Consider the following 14997-nt stretch of genomic DNA (forward strand, 5'->3'; position numbering starts at 1 on the left):
TCTCCGTATTCTGGGCGCCAATACTGCCCTGTCACAGGATGCGAGGGAAGTCCGGATGCCGCTGCAGTTCATACCCGACGACCCGGCGACGCTCGCCGATCCGTTCCCGCTTTTCGCCCGGCTCCGTGACGAGGACCCGGCGCACTGGAGCGAGCGGCTCGACGGCTGGCTGCTCACCCGCTACGACGATTGCCGCCGCGCGACCCTCTCGCCGGACATGTCGGCCGACCGGCTGACGCCTTTCTTCGAGAACCAGCGCCGCGCCGATCCGGGCTCGATCACTGCGCTGATGCAGTATCTCAATCGCTGGATGGTGTTCCGCGACCCGCCGGACCACACCCGGCTGCGTCGCCTGTCGCACCGCGTCTTCACGCCGAGCGCGATCGCGACCGTCATGCCGAACATCGAGGCGATCGTCGCCGAGCTGATCGACGGCATCGTCGAGAAAGGCGAGGCCGACATCATCCGCGACCTCGCCTATCCGCTGCCGGCGACCGTGATCATGGACATGCTGGGGGTCCCGCGCGGCGATCTGGAACAGGTCAAGGTCTGGTCCGACGACATGGCGCTGTTCATCGGCAGCGCCAAGGCGGCCGCGAACAAGTATGCCCGCGCCGAGGACGGCGCCCGGCAGATGGCCGATTATTTCCGCGAGATCATCGCGCTGCGCCGCAAGGCACCCGAGGACGACGTGATCACCCTGCTGGTCGAGGCCAGCGACGGCCGCGACGTGCTGACCGAGGACGAGGTGATCGGGACCGCCATCCTGATGCTGTTCGCGGGCCACGAGACGACCACCAACCTGATCGGCAACGGTATCCTGCGCGGCCTCCAGCATCCGGACGAGTGGGCCCGCTTCAAGGCCGATCCAGGGCTGGACGAGAGCGCGATCGAGGAATTCCTGCGCTATGACGGGCCGAGCGGCGCCGTCGCCCGGGTCGTCGCCCGCGATCACGAGCTGCACGGCAAGACGCTGCGCAAGGGCGACCGGGTTTTCGCGATGGTCAACGCGGCGAACCGCGACCCGCGCCAGTTCGAAGATGCCGACCGGCTCGATGTCGGACGCGCCAACAACCGGCACCTGACCTTCGGGCACGGCATCCACTTCTGTCTCGGTGCGCCGCTGGCGCGTCTCGAGAGCCGGCTGGCGATCCGTGCCGCCGTCGACCGCCTGGCCGACATGGAACTGGTCGAGACCGACTATGAGTGGGTCGACTCGCTGATCCTGCGCGGCGTCAGGTCGCTGCCGGTCCGCTTCCGCCCCGGACAGCCGTCGCGCAAGGCCGCCTGACCGCCACCGGGTTGATCGTCACGCCGCCTGTCCGGGGGCGGTCATGCCCGGCCAGGGAAAGCGGCGGACCACGCGGACGGCGGCGGCGACCGTCGGCGAGTGGCGCCGGCCGGAGACGGTGACCAGCTTGATCGTGCGGCTGACCTCGGGTTCGACCAGCACCCGGGTGGCCAGGCCCGGCAGCATCGGCGTGAATTCCGGCATCAGCGAGCAGCCGGCCCCGGCGGCGATCATCGCCTGGATCCATTCCTCGCGTTCGCTCCGGTAAATGGTATCCACCTTGAAGGCGCGCTCGATGCCGTGCTCGTCGAAATGGTCGGAGAATTCGCAATTGCTCCGTTGCAGGTATGCCTCGCCGTCGAGGTCGCGGGACGCGACTGTCGTCTGGCCCTCGAAGCGGTGGCCGGGCGGGAAGGCGACCACGTAGCGTTCGTCGTAGAGTGGGATCGCCGCCAGCCGTTCGGGAATATGCGGCAGGCCGATCAGTGCGATTTCCAGCTCGCCCGCCATCATCTCGTCGACCAGGGCATGGCCCGGCGCCTCCTTGAGGGTCAGCGCCAGACCCGGGATCGTGCGGCGCAATTCCTCGAAGAAGGGGACAAGGCGAACCGGGCCGATCGTGCACATCACGCCGAGGCGGAGGCTCGGCGAGGCGGCGCTGCGGAAACTCTCGGCTTCGGTCTGTGCCGTCTCGATCGCTTCCATCACCTGCTCGATATGGGGTCGCACGCGCCGGCCGAGCTGGGTCAGGTGGGTATTCTTCCGCTCGCGGCTGAACAGGCGGCCGCCGAATTCCTCCTCCAGCTTCTTGATGGCCCGGGTGAGCGACGGCTGCGCGACATGGCAGCGCTCGGCGGCACGGGTGAAATTGAGCGTCTCGCAGACCATCAGGAAGTAGCGGGCCTGGTGGATTTCCATCGGATATTCATCTCTTCGAATATAGCGAGTGACTATCTCATGCGACGATATTAGCTGAAATTTCGCGCCTCGTGCAGTGAATGATGCACAGGAGCTATCGATTCAGGAGCCAATCGGTATTTCAGGTAAATCGCGGGAAAGCCTAGATCCGGAGCATCAGACAATGCCAACCGGAGAACGGACATGTTCAGGAAAGCCACCAGCACACAGCTTCTTCTTCTCGCCGGAATTGCCACCGTCGCCGCTTTCGCCGGCCCTCTCGCGCCGGCCGCCGCTGCCGAACCGACGATCGTCACCCTGACCCAGGTCGCATGCCAGTTCATCGAAAGCGAAGGGGGTCAGGATCGCGACTTCATGAGTGCCAGCAAGGCCGACTGCGAGACCATCAACGCGGCCTCCGGCGCCGAGCGGCTCGCCGCGGCCCGGCCGCTCACGCTGAAGGCCGGCCGCTATGTCTTCCGCGTCACGAACAGGGACGTGCCCTATGAACTCGGCTTCTGGCTGCGCTCCGAGGGATACAGCGCGGCCAACCCGCTGCATCGGCTGACCAAGGTTTCGGTCTCCGGCGGCGGTCTCCTCGAGGGCAGGACCGGTGACTACGAGGTCGAGCTCGAGCCGGGCGAATATGTCTATTCCTGTCCCCTCAACTCGACCCCGGACTATCGCCTGATCGTCGAGGGCTGAACGCCGCAAGCACCCCCGGGGCGTCCGGATCGCGGGGCCGGGATACCCGCGCCGCCTGATCCCTCGCCCCGGCGAAGGAGGATGTCATGAGCAGAACCACCAATGTCGATCTCTGCGTGATCGGTGCCGGCTCGGGCGGTCTGTCCGTCGCCGCCGGCGCCGCCCAGATGGGCGCCCGCGTCGTGCTGATCGAGAAGCACAAGATGGGCGGCGATTGCCTGAATTACGGCTGTGTGCCGTCGAAGGCGCTGCTGGCCGCGGCGCATGCCGCGGAAACGATCCGCCGGTCCGGGCGGTTCGGTGTCAACGGGCATGAGCCGGCAGTCGACTTCGCGGCCGTCAACCGTCACGTTCACGGTGTCATCGCCGGGATCGCCCCGCACGATTCGGTCGAACGTTTCGAGGGACTTGGCGTCGATGTGCGCCAGGGCGCCGGTCGCTTCGTCGGGCCGCGCGAGGTGATGGTCAACGACGAGACGATCCGAGCGAAGTTCACTGTCGTCGCCACCGGGTCGCGGGCCGCGATCCCCGAGATCGCCGGATTGCACGGCGTTCCCTACCTGACCAACGAAACGATCTTCGATCTCGCCACCGCGCCGGAACGGTTGATCGTCCTGGGCGGTGGCCCGATCGGCTGCGAACTGGCCCAGGCGCACCGTCGTCTCGGTGTTGCCGTCACCCTCGTCACCCGCCGTGGCGTATTGCCGAAGGACGACCCGGAATGCGGGAACGTGGTCGCCCGGACACTCGCGGCCGACGGTATCGAACTGGTCCAGCATGCCGAAACGATCTCGGTCGCGCGCTCGGGCAACGGCATCGCCGTCAAGGTCTGCCAGGGTGAGCAGATGCGCCGCCTGGAAGGCTCGCATCTGCTGGTCGCGACCGGTCGGCGGGCCAATGTCGAGGGCCTCGATCTCGACAAGGCAGGGATCGCGACATACCCGGCCGGGATCTCCGTCGATGAGCGCCTGCGCACGTCGAACCGGCGGGTCTTCGCCATCGGCGACGTCACCGGCGGGCCGCAGTTCACCCACATGGCCGGTCACCAGGCCGGCGTCGTGATCCGCAACACGCTGTTCCGGATGCCGGCGAAGGCCGAGAAGACGGCCGTGCCGTGGGTCACCTTCACCGACCCGGAACTGGCCCATGTCGGCCTCGGCGAGGCAGCGGCGCGGGAACGCCACGGCGATCGGGTGACGGTCGTCCGGGTGCCGTTCTCGGAAATCGACCGGGCCCGCGCCGAACGTCGGGACGAGGGCTTCGCCAAGGTCGTCATCGGCAAGGGCGGGCGCATTCTCGGCTGCACCATCGTCGGGGCGCATGCGGGCGAACTGCTTCTCCCCTGGGTCCTGGCGATCGGAAACAAGCTGAAGATCGGCGCGATGGCCGGTGTGATCGCGCCCTATCCGACCCTTGGCGACATCTCCAAGCGCGCCGCCGGCGCCTATTTCACCCCGACCCTGTTTTCGCCCCGCGTCAAGCGGGTCGTCCGCACCCTTCTCGCCTTCGCCTGAAGGCCGGATCCGAACAAAGGAGAGAGACCATGACCGTCACGATCCGGGAAACCGCACCCGCCGCGCCGTCGCGCGGCCGCGCCACACAGTTGAAACGCTGGGCCCCGGTCGCCGGGCTCGCCGCCGTCGGCGGACTCGTCGTCGCCTTCGACCTGCACCAGTATCTGAGTTTCTCCGCCTTGCAGGATCATAACGAGACCCTCCGCGCGCTGGTCGCCGGACACCGCGCCGCGGCCGTTCTTGGCTATATCGCGATCTATGCCGTGGCGACGGCGCTCTCGCTGCCCGGCGGGCTCGTGCTGACGGTCGCCGGGGGCTTCCTGTTCGGACCGGTCCAGGGCACCGCGATCACCGTGGTCGCGGCGACGATCGGCGCCAGCGCGATCTTCCTCGTTGCCCGTTCCGCGCTCGGCGATGCGCTTCGCCGCCGGGCCGGCGGGGCGATCGGACGGATGGCCGAAGGCTTTCGCGACAATGCGCTGAGCTACCTGCTGGTGCTTCGGCTTGTCCCGCTGTTCCCGTTCTTTCTGGTCAACCTGGTGCCGGCCTTCCTCGGCGTGCGCCTCGGCACCTACGTGCTCGGGACCTTCGTCGGGATCATCCCGGGGACCTTCGTCTACACCTCGGTCGGCACCGGCCTCGGCAGCGTCTTCGCCAGCGGCGCCGAGGTGAGCGTCGCCGGCGTCCTGACGCCGGAGGTCATCGTTGCGCTCGCCGGGCTGGCGCTGCTTTCGCTGCTGCCGGTCGTCTACAAGCGTCTGGCCCAGCGCAAGGCCACCTGATCACCGTCTGCCGGTGGTCGCGGTGCGTGAAGGCGGGGGCGGCCGGTTGGCCGCCCCCGTTCATTGCGTCAGCGTGGCGGAAATCGCCGGCCATTTGTCGTCGGCGTCGGCGATGTACCTGCTCCGCTGTTGTTCCCACCGGGCACGGATATTCTGCGAGTAGTTGAGGTAGAGCTTGCCGTCGACGACAGACCAGGCCTCGGGATCGATCTTCGCGGTATAGCCCTGGCTCACCGCGTAGGCGCAATAGCCGCCATATTGCGGGGCGTACTTCTCCGGTTCGGCGATGAACCTGTCGCGGTTGGCGGCGCTCGCGAAACGCCAGGTGGCCCCGCGCCATTCGGCGGTGAAGTCGCGGAGGCCCGCGACCGGCTTGCCCTCAGTGAAATAGGCAACCGGATCGGTCCCGTCGATCGCGGTGCCGAGCAGGGTCCGGTTGATCTGGCTCTCGGCCCGCGCCGGCGAAGCAAGGAGCGTGACGGCGACCAACAGCAGCGTCAGCAGGCTGCATGCCAGGCGTACCGGATCCAAGGCTCGGTTCATCGGGCATGTCCTCCGGTCAGGCGTGTCCTGGATCAAATGTCGTCCGCCCGGGCGTCGAGGCAATACCCGGGCTGATCAGGCCTTCGCGAAACGGTCCCGTGCGCGTTCAGTCGCCGAGCGGGCTGCGGATTTCCTCGAGCCGCCAGCGGGCGAGACCGCTGTAGGGGCCGTTCGGATATTTCTGCAGGTAGCGCTCGATCGCCGAACGGTCCTTGGTGTACTGGATTTCCTGCCACTCGGCCGCTTCGCTCGCGCCGCTCTCGTTGCGGATCGGCGTGCGGGAAAGGGCGTTCGCCGCGACCCACCCGGTATTGCCGTCGGGCAGCCTGACATGCAGCCAGCTGCCGTCCGACGTCCGCCCGATCACCGGCGCCAGCGAGCCGATATCCTGCAGGGTGCCGACGCGGCTGGAGAACAGCTCGGGCCGGGTCCACACGGTCGTGACCGATTTGACATAGAAGGTCTCGGACGGGCTGGCCACGGCCGGAACCGAGGGCGTGTAGGTCGGCGGTGGGGCGACCGAGGGGGCCGGCGGATAGATGGCCGCCATCTGCAGCGCGTCCCGGGCGGCGATCGAGGCGACCAGATCGGGGCGGCGGCTGTCGCCGGGCCGCACCAGATCCTCGATCCGCGGGCCGATCCCGCTCGACCCCTCCAGTTCGGCGGCCGGCTGGCTGGCTGGCTGGGCGGCCGGCTCGGTCGCCTCGGGGCGTGATGCGACGACCTGCAGCGCGTCAGCAACCGGTGCGGCGGCGGGTGCCTCGGCGGGCGCCGGCGCCGGGGTTTCGACTATGGCTGCCGGCGCGGCGGGCGCGGCCGTCTGCAGCGAGGCGATCTTGATGCGTGCCAGTTCGGCGAAAACGCCAGCGGGGAAGCGCGCCAGATAGGCGTTCAGCATGGCCTCGTTGCGGCTGTCCTTGACCGAGTTCCAGAAGGCCATGTCGAGAGCGAGCGACTGGTCGGGCGAGCTCGCGGCTGCGGCAGGCGCCGGCGGCGGCGGTGCGCCGTAGACGGCGACGCGCGGCACGAACAGGAAGTCGCCGCCCTGGTCGTTGGCGAAACGGATGTCGGCATAAAGCGGTGTCTGCGCGGAATTGGTGATCACCGGGCGGCGCAGGCGGCTGTAGAGCTGGTGGCCGTCGAGCACGTCGTCGTTCTTCTCGAGGGTTTCGAGGAGCGCGCGGGCGAATACCGAATGGCCGTCGCCGCCGCCGTCCGCCACCGGCTCGAGTCCGCCGGAGGTGAGCGCCTTGCGGGCCCGCTTGGTGGAAATGCGCCGGAGTTCCGCCTCGCGCTCGGCGCCGGTCGGAATGACGATCGGGGCGTCGCGGGTGAGCGTGCCGGAATAGCAGGAATCCGATACCACGAGGACATGCTTCGCGGACACCGCGCGCAGGGTCGCGGTCACTGTCGCGATGGAAACCCAGTTCGCCTGGCTGTCCTTCTCGGCGTCGATGGGCAGCCAGAAGCCCTGGTCGGCTGCTTCGTCGAGGACCCCATGGCCGGCGTAATAGACGAGCAGGTTGTCCTGCTCGGTCAGCCGTCCGCGCATCTCGTCGAGCGCGCGCACCAGTTCGTAGCGGCTGGGATTGAGCAGCAGGGTCGAGTTGAAGCCGTAACGACGCATCAGCAGGTCATGCACGGCGCTCGCGTCGTTGACCGCCGTTTTCAGGCGCGGCAGATCGCGATAATCGTTGATGCCGATGACGAGCGCCTCGTAGCGTCCGAACTCGATTTCGGCATAGGCCTTGTGCGCCGGGCCGCTCGCCAGAACGGCCACCAGCAGGGCTATGATGGCAATGAACCGCATGACTAACCCCCGTGATCTCAGACTAAACTATGCCGACTCATCGGGGAATCAAAGTGATACTGCGCACAGTCGGGCTGTGGGACCGGCATGACGGGGCATGTCCGTGATGCCGCGGGCGCGCCAACGGCGCGTTGCAGGCCGTTGCCGCTGTCCCTAGGATGGCTGCGCCGCCGGATCTGTTGAGGAGCCGGGTCTTCCGGCGACATGCCATCAGCTTTGGGAGTAAGTGAACAATGGCCCTGGATCAGGAAACCTTCGGGCAGCTTTGCGATACGGTGCGGCGGTTCGTGCGCGAGCGGCTGGTGCCCCTGGAGGAGCGCGTCGAGGAGGAAGACGACGTCCCGCCCGAGGTCATCCGGGAGATGGCCGACCTCGGCCTGTTCGGCATCTCGGTGCCGGAGAGCTACGGCGGCCTCGGGCTCAGCCTGAGCGAGGAGATCGAGGTCATCCGGGAGCTTTGCCAGACCTCGCTCGCCTTCCGTTCGGCGATCGGCACGAATGTCGGGATCGGCTCGCAGGGTCTCGTCATGGACGGGACCGAGGAGCAGCGGGCTCGCTACCTGCCGAAGATCGCGAGCGGCGAGATGGTGATTTCGTTCGCGCTGACCGAGCCGGAGGCGGGTTCGGACGCCGCCTCGCTGCGGACCAGCGCGCGCCGCGACGGCCACGAATATGTCCTGAACGGCAGCAAGCGCTACATCACCAACGCGACGCGCGCCGGGGCCTTCACCGTGATGGCGCGGACCGATCCGGATTCGAAGGGCGCGGGCGGCATTTCGGCGTTCATCGTCGAGGCCGGGACGCCCAGCCTCAGCGTCGGCAAGCCCGACCGCAAGATGGGCCAGCGCGGCACCAAGACCGCCGACGTGATCTTCGAGGATTGCCGGGTGCCGGCGGAGAACCTGATCGGTGGCCGCGAGGGCCAGGGGTTCTACATGGCGATGCGGGTTCTCGACCGCGGCCGGCTGCATCTCTCCTCGGTGGCGATCGGCCAGGCCGAGCGGATGTTGCGCGATACCGTGCGCTACGCGTCCGAGCGGCGCCAGTTCGGCCAGGCGATCGCGGATTTCCAGCTGATCCAGGGCCTGCTCGCCGATTGCCGGACCGAGTTGTTTGCCGCCAGCGCCATGGTTCGCGAGACCGCGCGCCGCTTCGATGGACAGCAGTCGATCACGCTTGACGCGGCCTGCTGCAAGTATTTCGCGACCGAGATGGTCGGACGCGTCGCCGATCGTTGCGTGCAGATTCACGGTGGTGCGGGATACATGGCCGAATATGCGATCGAACGGTTCTATCGCGACGTGCGCCTGCTTCGACTCTACGAGGGAACGTCGCAGGTGCAGCAACTCGTCATCGCGCGAAACCTGATGAAATCGATGGATTAGACTGCCCGTAACATGGCATTGATGACGAACGATCTGGCGGAATTCTGACAACCTGGCTCGGTGTCGGAAGCGGCAACGACAAGGCGCCAGCGCGGAAGGACGGAGCAAAGATGGAAGACGTTGTCTATCTGGAGGACGAGGGATTGCGGGCACAGGTGAGCGAGGACGAGTGGCGCGTCCGGGTCGACCTGGCCGCCTGCTATCGGCTCGTTGCCCATTTCGGCATGGGCGATTTGATCTTCACCCATATCTCGGCCCGCGTGCCCGGCGAGACCGACAGGTTCCTGATCAACCCCTATGGACTGATGTTCGACGAGATCACCGCGTCGAGCCTGGTCAAGGTCGATATGGACGGCGTGCCGCAGCACGAGACCGGCTACGGCGCCAATCCGGCCGGTGTCACGATACACGGCGCCATCGTCGGGGCCCGGCCGGATGTCGGCTGTGTCATCCACACCCATACCCGGGCCGGGATGGCGGTATCCGCCCAGGCGGACGGACTGCTGCCGATCACCCAGCATTCGCTGCGTTTCTACAACCGGATCGCCTATCACGACTACGAGGGGATCGCCGACGATCACGAGGAGCGCCAGCGCCTGGTCGCCGATCTCGGCGACCGCCATTCGATGATCCTCCGCAATCACGGCCTGCTGGTCGCAGGCCGCACGGTGCAGGAGGCGTTCAGCCTGATCTTCTACCTGGAGAAGTCCTGCCAGGCGCAGATCGACGCCCAGTCCGGCGGCGCGAAACTGACCCTGCCGTCTCCCGAGATGGCCGAACATACCGCCCGGCAGTACGATTCCTTCAACAATCCGGGCATGCGCGAATGGCCGGCGCTGATCCGGATGCTGCACCGGAACGGCCACCAGTTCGACACCTAGACTAGGGCGGCTGCCGGTTACGGGTCGCCGTCGTGCGGCCGGCGGTCGCCGACCGGCAGATAGGCGACGAGCCCGCAGGCGACAACGGCGGCCAGCATCCAGAAGACCAGCCGGTAGGCGTCTTCCGGGATCCGTCCGTCGCTCCCGGTATAAGGTCCCAGCACGAAGCCCGCCGCGACCTGCAGGGCCGCGACGCCGACCATCACCGCGATGTTGAGCGTGGTGATCCCGCGCCCGATCAGATACTCGGGATAGAGCGACCGGCCGTGCGCCATGATGACCACGCCGTACGAGCCGACGGCGCCGAGCACCGAGAAGGCGACCGCGATCTGCCAGACCGGAGCATGCGGCAATACCGCCAGCACGACGAACATCAGCAGCGTCGCCACCGCGCCGAAGACGATGATCCATTTTCGCGTGTTGAAGATCCGGTCGAGCCGGCCGTAGATCAGGTTGCCGACGATCATCGCGACGCCCATGGCGAGCAGCACGTTGCCGCGCGCCACCCCGTCGAGGTCGTGCACGTCGGCGAGATAGGGGCCGCCCCAGAGGCCGATGATGGTCAGCAGGCTGCCGTAGCAGACCAGGTTGATGGCGAAGACATGGCGGGTGTCGCGAAAGGCCCAGACATCGCGCAGGCCACGCAGGATCTCGCGCGCATTCTCGCGACGGCGGCTGTGGAAGGGATGTTCCGGCGGCGCGTCCCGGATGCTGGCATAGGCGAAGCCGGAAAAGACCAGCGTCGTCGCGCCGACGGCGAGGAAGACGCCGCGCCAGCCGAGCCAGTCGGCCGCGAAGGCGAGCGGCGTGGTCGCCATCAGGCCGCCGGCGCTGCCGCCCGCGATCACCAGCGAGGCCATGCCGGCATAGCGGTCGCTGGCGAACCAGCGGGCGATGACGAACAGCGACCCGGCCAGCAATCCGGCCGTGCCGACCCCCATCAGCACGCGGCCCACGGTCAGCCCGACCATGCCGTCGGCGCGCGCGAAGACCAGGCAGCCGGCGACGGCGAACAGCATCAGGCCCGACATCGTCCGCCGCGCGCCATAACGGTCCAGCAGGATGCCGGTCGGGATCTGGGTCAGGGCGAAGGTGATGAAGAAGGCGCCGGTCAGGATGCCGAGTGCCTCGGCGTCGAGCGAGAGTTCGCGGATGAAGTCGGGCGCGATCACCGCCACCGACGAGCGGAGAAACTGGCTGATGACATAGACGACGCAGAGGCTGACGATGATCATCGCCGCGCGCTTGTTCATGACTCCCGCCGCATGTGCATCCCCGTGCCTTGTGCAACTCTTCCGCCCTTCTAGCGCATCGATGCCGGCTTCGCCACGCGTCGCGTCCGCGATTCCGCCGGCCGCGCGGCGGGAAAGCGTTTTGCGGCCCGGGCACGACTGTCCGGATCTCACGGTGATTGTCGCCATGGCGCTCCTGCCCTAGCCTCGCCCTGGTACCGGCAGGAAAAAACGGGGAGCAGGGCATGGCACGGTGGAAGAGGCGGCCCGACGGGTCGAACTGGGGCGATTTCGGACCGGACGATCAGCGCGGGCGGCTCAACCTGATCGGCCCGGAACAGGTCCTGAAGGGGGTTCGGGAGGTTCGCGACGGGCGCTCCTTCTGTCTCAGCCTGCCGCTCGACTATCCGGGCGGCAACCTGCTGAACCCCAGGCGCCATCCGCCGGTGCTGAGACCGACCTCGCGCGGCAAGGCGGCGAACTTCAACTACGCGCTGTCGAGCGACGACGGCGAACTGGTCGACGTGATCAGCGACGACCTGGTGATCCTGCACACGCAATATTCGACGCAATGGGACGCGCTTTCCCATGTCGGGCAGGAATTCGACGCGGACGGCGACGGGGTGGCCGAGCGGGTCTATTACAACGGCTTCCGCGCCGGCGAACATGTCGTCGACGATGGCGAGGCGGGCTCGTCCGCCCGCCGGCTCGGGATCGAGAACATGGCGGTGACCGGGGTCCAGGGCCGGGCCGTCATGATCGACCTGTTCGCCGCCTTCGGCCGCGAGCGCAAGCTTGTCGGTTACAAGGACCTGATGGCGGTGATGACGGCCGACGGCGTCACCGTCGAGAAGGGCGACATGGTCTGCCTGCATACTGGCTACGCGGAACTGGTGCTCGAGATGGAACGGCGCCCGGAGCCGGACAAGCTGCATGGCGCCTGTCCGGTGCTGGACGGCCGCGACCCGGGAATCCTCGACTGGGTGAGCGAAAGCGGCCTCGCCGTGCTGATCGCCGACAATTACGCGGTCGAGGCCTATCCGGCGCGCGCCGCCGAGGGCCGGCACGCCTCGCTGCCGCTGCACGAACATTGCCTGTTCAAGCTCGGCATTCACTTGGGCGAGCTCTGGTATCTGAGCGCGCTGGCGCGCTATCTGCGCGACCGCAGCCGCTTCCGCTTCCTGCTGACGGCGCCGCCGCTGCGCCTGCCGGGCGCGGTCGGCTCGCCGGTCACGCCGGTCGCCACGGTATGACGTGCGGCGACGCAGTTGACGTGGCCGCCGTTATCGCCACTTTATGCAGCGCGATGCGCTTGACGCGATTTTTCTGATTTGGCGGGGCCCCCTTGTTCATCCAGGTAGAACAGACGACGACGGCGGACATGCTGCGTTTCCTCCCGGGCCGCAGCGTCCTCGGCTCGGGCCGGGTCCGCTTCGACGACGCGGCGCGCGCCGCGGCCGCCTCGCCGCTCGCCGCGCGCATCTTCGAACTGCCGGACGTCACCGCCGTGGTGCTGGAAAGCGACTCGCTGCTTGTCGGCAAGGCCGAGGGCGAGGGCACCGTCGAATGGCGCCAGCTCAAGCCGATGGTGCTGGCCGCGATCATGGACCATTACCTGACCGGGCTGCCGGTGGTGAACGGTTCGGCGCATTCCGCCGCGCCGGAGGCCGAGGCCGCGGAGCGTCCCGAGGTCGAGCAGGACATCATCGATCTGCTCGAGGCGCGGATCCGCCCCGGCATGGTGCGCAGCGGCGGGGATGTCTCGTTCGTCGCCTTCGAGCCGATGACCGGCACGGTACGCCTGCGGATCACCGCGAGCCGCTTCAGCGAGCCGCTGTTCGCCCTGCAGGTGCGCATCGAGAATACCCTGGTTCATCACATTCCCGAGGTCAGCCGCGTCGCCTGCGAACTGGCCGGCGACGACGCGGACGTCGCGGGCCCTGTCGCGGAGCGCATCCGGGCCCTGCTCGACCAGGAGATCAATCCGGCGATCGCCGCCCATGGCGGCTATATCAGCCTGGTCTCACTGGAGGAGGATGTCGCCTACCTGCGCATGGATGGCGGTTGCCAGGGCTGTGGCATGGCCGACGTGACCCTGCGGGAAGGCGTGGCCGCGCGCATCCGCGAGGCGGTGCCGGAAATCGCCGATGTTCGCGATGTCACCGATCACGGCCAGGGCGCCAATCCCTACTACCAGCCCTGATGCGGCCGATCCGGGCGAGCGGATCTCAGTCGCTGACGGGGATGACCGTGTTGATGACGTAGCCGCGGTCGCCCGGAAACATGCTTTCCGCCTTGCGCGACGCATGATCGAGATCCCGCGCCAGGATCTGGATGAAATGGCTTTTCGCCCAGTCGTCGATCAACTCCCGGTGATGACGTCCGCTCGCAACCAAACGGGCGACCTCGGCGTTGAATACTTGAGCTTCGAACTTTTTCAGTGTCTGTCTCATTGGATTCCTGCCTTTTTTCGCGGCAAGATTGATCCCAAAATGGTTACCACAACGTTTCGACCATGATCAAAATTCGATCGACAATGAATCTGCGGTCACAGACAGTGCCGCCGAGTTGACGCATTCTGTAACTTGAATATACCGGAGTGCATGACCGGTGCCGCGCGGAGGCGGCTACGGCGCCTGTCCGGCAGGCAACTTCAAGAGGTCAATATGAGCGAAGTATCCATGTCCGCCAGCAGCCGTTCCGTGGCCGGCGTCGGGGGCATCGCCCGGGCGGCGCGGATGCTGGGCGCGGCGCTGTTCATTCTGGTCGCCGGCCATGCGGCGGAAGCGCGTTCGGCGGACGACCAGGCCGCCGAGTTCGTCGCCGACCTTGGCCGCGAGGCGATCACGCTGCTGACCGAGCAGGAGCGCTCGACCGACGAGCGCCGCGCCGATTTCGATCGCATCCTGACCAGCTATTTCGATCTCGATTCGATCAGCCGCTTCGTGCTCGGCCGCCATTGGCGGGTCGCCACGGAGGCCCAGCGGGACGAGTTCCGGACGCTGTTCCGGCAGTTCGTCATCAAGGCCTACGCTGAACGGCTCAGCGCCTATTCGGGCGAGGAGTTCACCGTGAAGGGCGCCCGTGACGACAACGGGAAGGGCTATATCGTCGAAAGCCGGATCGAGCGCCAGAACGGCCCGCCGGTGCGCGTCGACTGGCGCCTGCGCGAGCGCGACGAGGGCCTCAGGATCGTCGACGTCGTCGTCGAGGGCGTCTCGATGGCGATTACCCAACGGGCCGATTTCAACGCCGCGATCGCGGCCGAGGGGGGCAAGGTCGACGGCCTGCTCAAGCGCCTGCGGGCGCAGACGTCCGGCTGAGGCCGGCCGGGCGCCCCTATCCCTCGACGATCTCCGGGTCGTTCCGAACCGGGAAATTGACCGAATTGGCGATGAAGCAGAGGTGGTGGGCGTCGCCGTGCAGCGCCTTCGCCTTGTCGTGGTCGGTGCCGGGGGCGACCGTCACGCGCGGGCGGAGGAGCACGTCGGCGAAGCGCAGCGCCCCGTCGAGCATCCGCATCGTGCCTTCGGCCTCGTCGCGATAACCCCGGACCTCGACATTCGCCCGGGCGCAGAGCGCCAGGTAGCTCAGCATGTGGCAGGCCGAAAGCGAGATCAGCAGCATGTCTTCCGGATTGTAGAGCGCCGGGTCGCCGCGGAAATGCGGATCGGCCGAGGCGCGGAAGTCCGGCTTGCCGTCCATCGCGACGCGATACTCCCGCGAATAGCTCCGGTAGTCGCGCACCGGGCCGGCCGCGCCGCCGCTCCAGTCGATCGTCGCGCGATATTCATGCACGTGGTCCCGAACCATCGTCGTCTCCTTCACGGAATGCGCCCCGCTTTCCTTTGCCCAGAAATGCGGAACAGGGCGATCCCGTCAAGGGCGACAGGCGCACAGATGCTTGTCGGCGTTGACGCACATGTCACGGCCCTTTGATCGCGGCACGCCGGATCA

The 14997-nt window shown here is 67.3% G+C and carries 15 protein-coding genes; 9 read left to right on the forward strand and 6 right to left on the reverse strand.

The window, feature by feature from the left end; all coding sequences use genetic code 11:
- Positions 1-55: 55 nt before the first annotated feature.
- Entirely contained in the window at positions 56-1291 is a 1236-nt protein-coding gene (locus OCH7691_RS05865; RefSeq protein WP_085882432.1) for a cytochrome P450, read from the forward strand.
- An 18-nt stretch (positions 1292-1309) separates the two neighbouring features.
- Here the strand turns inward: OCH7691_RS05865 and OCH7691_RS05870 are convergent, their stop codons facing one another.
- Positions 1310-2209, reverse strand: coding sequence for a LysR family transcriptional regulator (locus tag OCH7691_RS05870; protein ID WP_085882433.1), 900 nt, complete (start codon positions 2207-2209; stop codon positions 1310-1312).
- A 183-nt stretch (positions 2210-2392) separates the two neighbouring features.
- Between OCH7691_RS05870 and OCH7691_RS05875 the strand changes: the two genes are divergently transcribed.
- The 3 genes from OCH7691_RS05875 (at position 2393) to OCH7691_RS05885 (ending at position 5189) form a co-directional block, all read left to right on the forward strand.
- Positions 2393-2893: a hypothetical protein gene (locus tag OCH7691_RS05875; RefSeq protein WP_217807822.1), complete on the forward strand. Its 501-nt coding sequence runs from the start codon at positions 2393-2395 to the stop codon at positions 2891-2893.
- 86 nt (positions 2894-2979) lie between these two features.
- Positions 2980-4407 (forward strand): dihydrolipoyl dehydrogenase family protein, encoded by a 1428-nt coding sequence (locus OCH7691_RS05880; protein WP_085882434.1) that lies wholly within the window; start codon positions 2980-2982, stop codon positions 4405-4407.
- A gap of 29 nt (positions 4408-4436) precedes the next feature.
- Positions 4437-5189 carry a TVP38/TMEM64 family protein gene (locus OCH7691_RS05885; protein ID WP_085882435.1) on the forward strand — a complete coding sequence of 251 codons (753 nt, stop codon included), beginning with the start codon at positions 4437-4439 and terminating at the stop codon, positions 5187-5189.
- Positions 5190-5249: 60 nt separating this feature from the next.
- Here OCH7691_RS05885 and OCH7691_RS05890 read toward each other — a convergent pair whose 3' ends face one another.
- Positions 5250-5732 (reverse strand): YHS domain-containing (seleno)protein, encoded by a 483-nt coding sequence (locus tag OCH7691_RS05890; RefSeq protein ID WP_085882436.1) that lies wholly within the window; start codon positions 5730-5732, stop codon positions 5250-5252.
- A gap of 106 nt (positions 5733-5838) precedes the next feature.
- On the reverse strand, positions 5839-7542 hold the full coding sequence (locus tag OCH7691_RS05895) for a caspase family protein (RefSeq protein ID WP_085882437.1): 1704 nt from the start codon (positions 7540-7542) through the stop codon (positions 5839-5841).
- Positions 7543-7775: 233 nt separating this feature from the next.
- Between OCH7691_RS05895 and OCH7691_RS05900 the strand changes: the two genes are divergently transcribed.
- Complete coding sequence (locus tag OCH7691_RS05900; protein WP_085882438.1) at positions 7776-8927, forward strand: acyl-CoA dehydrogenase family protein; 1152 nt, start codon at positions 7776-7778, stop codon at positions 8925-8927.
- 110 nt (positions 8928-9037) lie between these two features.
- Positions 9038-9808, forward strand: a complete 771-nt coding sequence (locus OCH7691_RS05905) for a class II aldolase/adducin family protein (protein ID WP_085882439.1) — start codon at positions 9038-9040, stop codon at positions 9806-9808.
- Positions 9809-9825: 17 nt separating this feature from the next.
- On the opposite strand, the gene OCH7691_RS05910 is transcribed toward OCH7691_RS05905, so the two are convergent.
- Positions 9826-11061: an MFS transporter gene (locus OCH7691_RS05910; protein WP_176244937.1), complete on the reverse strand. Its 1236-nt coding sequence runs from the start codon at positions 11059-11061 to the stop codon at positions 9826-9828.
- Between the two features lie 224 nt (positions 11062-11285).
- Here OCH7691_RS05910 and OCH7691_RS05915 point away from each other — a divergent pair, with 224 nt between their 5' ends.
- Entirely contained in the window at positions 11286-12293 is a 1008-nt protein-coding gene (locus OCH7691_RS05915) for a cyclase family protein (protein WP_085882441.1), read from the forward strand.
- A gap of 92 nt (positions 12294-12385) precedes the next feature.
- Positions 12386-13243, forward strand: a complete 858-nt coding sequence (locus OCH7691_RS05920; protein ID WP_085882442.1) for a NifU family protein — start codon at positions 12386-12388, stop codon at positions 13241-13243.
- A gap of 25 nt (positions 13244-13268) precedes the next feature.
- Here the strand turns inward: OCH7691_RS05920 and OCH7691_RS05925 are convergent, their stop codons facing one another.
- Positions 13269-13493, reverse strand: a complete 225-nt coding sequence (locus tag OCH7691_RS05925) for a hypothetical protein (protein WP_085882443.1) — start codon at positions 13491-13493, stop codon at positions 13269-13271.
- Positions 13494-13706: 213 nt separating this feature from the next.
- Between OCH7691_RS05925 and OCH7691_RS05930 the strand changes: the two genes are divergently transcribed.
- The gene (locus OCH7691_RS05930) at positions 13707-14363 is read left to right on the forward strand and encodes an MlaC/ttg2D family ABC transporter substrate-binding protein (RefSeq protein WP_176244938.1); all 657 of its coding nucleotides are present in this window, start codon (positions 13707-13709) and stop codon (positions 14361-14363) included.
- A gap of 16 nt (positions 14364-14379) precedes the next feature.
- On the opposite strand, the gene OCH7691_RS05935 is transcribed toward OCH7691_RS05930, so the two are convergent.
- Positions 14380-14853, reverse strand: a complete 474-nt coding sequence (locus OCH7691_RS05935; protein ID WP_085883525.1) for an OsmC family protein — start codon at positions 14851-14853, stop codon at positions 14380-14382.
- Between the last annotated feature and the right edge of the window lie 144 nt (positions 14854-14997).

The sequence above is a fragment of the Oceanibacterium hippocampi genome (genome assembly GCF_900172325.1).
Taxonomy (GTDB): Bacteria; Pseudomonadota; Alphaproteobacteria; order Sneathiellales; family Sneathiellaceae; genus Oceanibacterium; species Oceanibacterium hippocampi.

Bases quoted from the DNA above. Each gene is read 5' to 3' on its own strand.
- OCH7691_RS05895 (WP_085882437.1), bottom strand. From the start codon at position 7,542: ATGCGGTTCATTGCCATCATAGCCCTGCTGGTGGCCGTTCTGGCGAGC.
- OCH7691_RS05905 (WP_085882439.1), top strand. From the start codon at position 9,038: ATGGAAGACGTTGTCTATCTGGAGGACGAGGGATTGCGGGCACAGGTG.
- OCH7691_RS05880 (WP_085882434.1), top strand. From the start codon at position 2,980: ATGAGCAGAACCACCAATGTCGATCTCTGCGTGATCGGTGCCGGCTCG.
- OCH7691_RS05870 (WP_085882433.1), bottom strand. From the start codon at position 2,209: ATGGAAATCCACCAGGCCCGCTACTTCCTGATGGTCTGCGAGACGCTC.
- OCH7691_RS05915 (WP_085882441.1), top strand. From the start codon at position 11,286: ATGGCACGGTGGAAGAGGCGGCCCGACGGGTCGAACTGGGGCGATTTC.
- OCH7691_RS05875 (WP_217807822.1), top strand. From the start codon at position 2,393: ATGTTCAGGAAAGCCACCAGCACACAGCTTCTTCTTCTCGCCGGAATT.
- OCH7691_RS05910 (WP_176244937.1), bottom strand. From the start codon at position 11,061: ATGAACAAGCGCGCGGCGATGATCATCGTCAGCCTCTGCGTCGTCTAT.
- OCH7691_RS05935 (WP_085883525.1), bottom strand. From the start codon at position 14,853: ATGGTTCGGGACCACGTGCATGAATATCGCGCGACGATCGACTGGAGC.
- OCH7691_RS05925 (WP_085882443.1), bottom strand. From the start codon at position 13,493: ATGAGACAGACACTGAAAAAGTTCGAAGCTCAAGTATTCAACGCCGAG.
- OCH7691_RS05930 (WP_176244938.1), top strand. From the start codon at position 13,707: ATGAGCGAAGTATCCATGTCCGCCAGCAGCCGTTCCGTGGCCGGCGTC.
- OCH7691_RS05865 (WP_085882432.1), top strand. From the start codon at position 56: ATGCCGCTGCAGTTCATACCCGACGACCCGGCGACGCTCGCCGATCCG.
- OCH7691_RS05885 (WP_085882435.1), top strand. From the start codon at position 4,437: ATGACCGTCACGATCCGGGAAACCGCACCCGCCGCGCCGTCGCGCGGC.
- OCH7691_RS05890 (WP_085882436.1), bottom strand. From the start codon at position 5,732: ATGAACCGAGCCTTGGATCCGGTACGCCTGGCATGCAGCCTGCTGACG.
- OCH7691_RS05900 (WP_085882438.1), top strand. From the start codon at position 7,776: ATGGCCCTGGATCAGGAAACCTTCGGGCAGCTTTGCGATACGGTGCGG.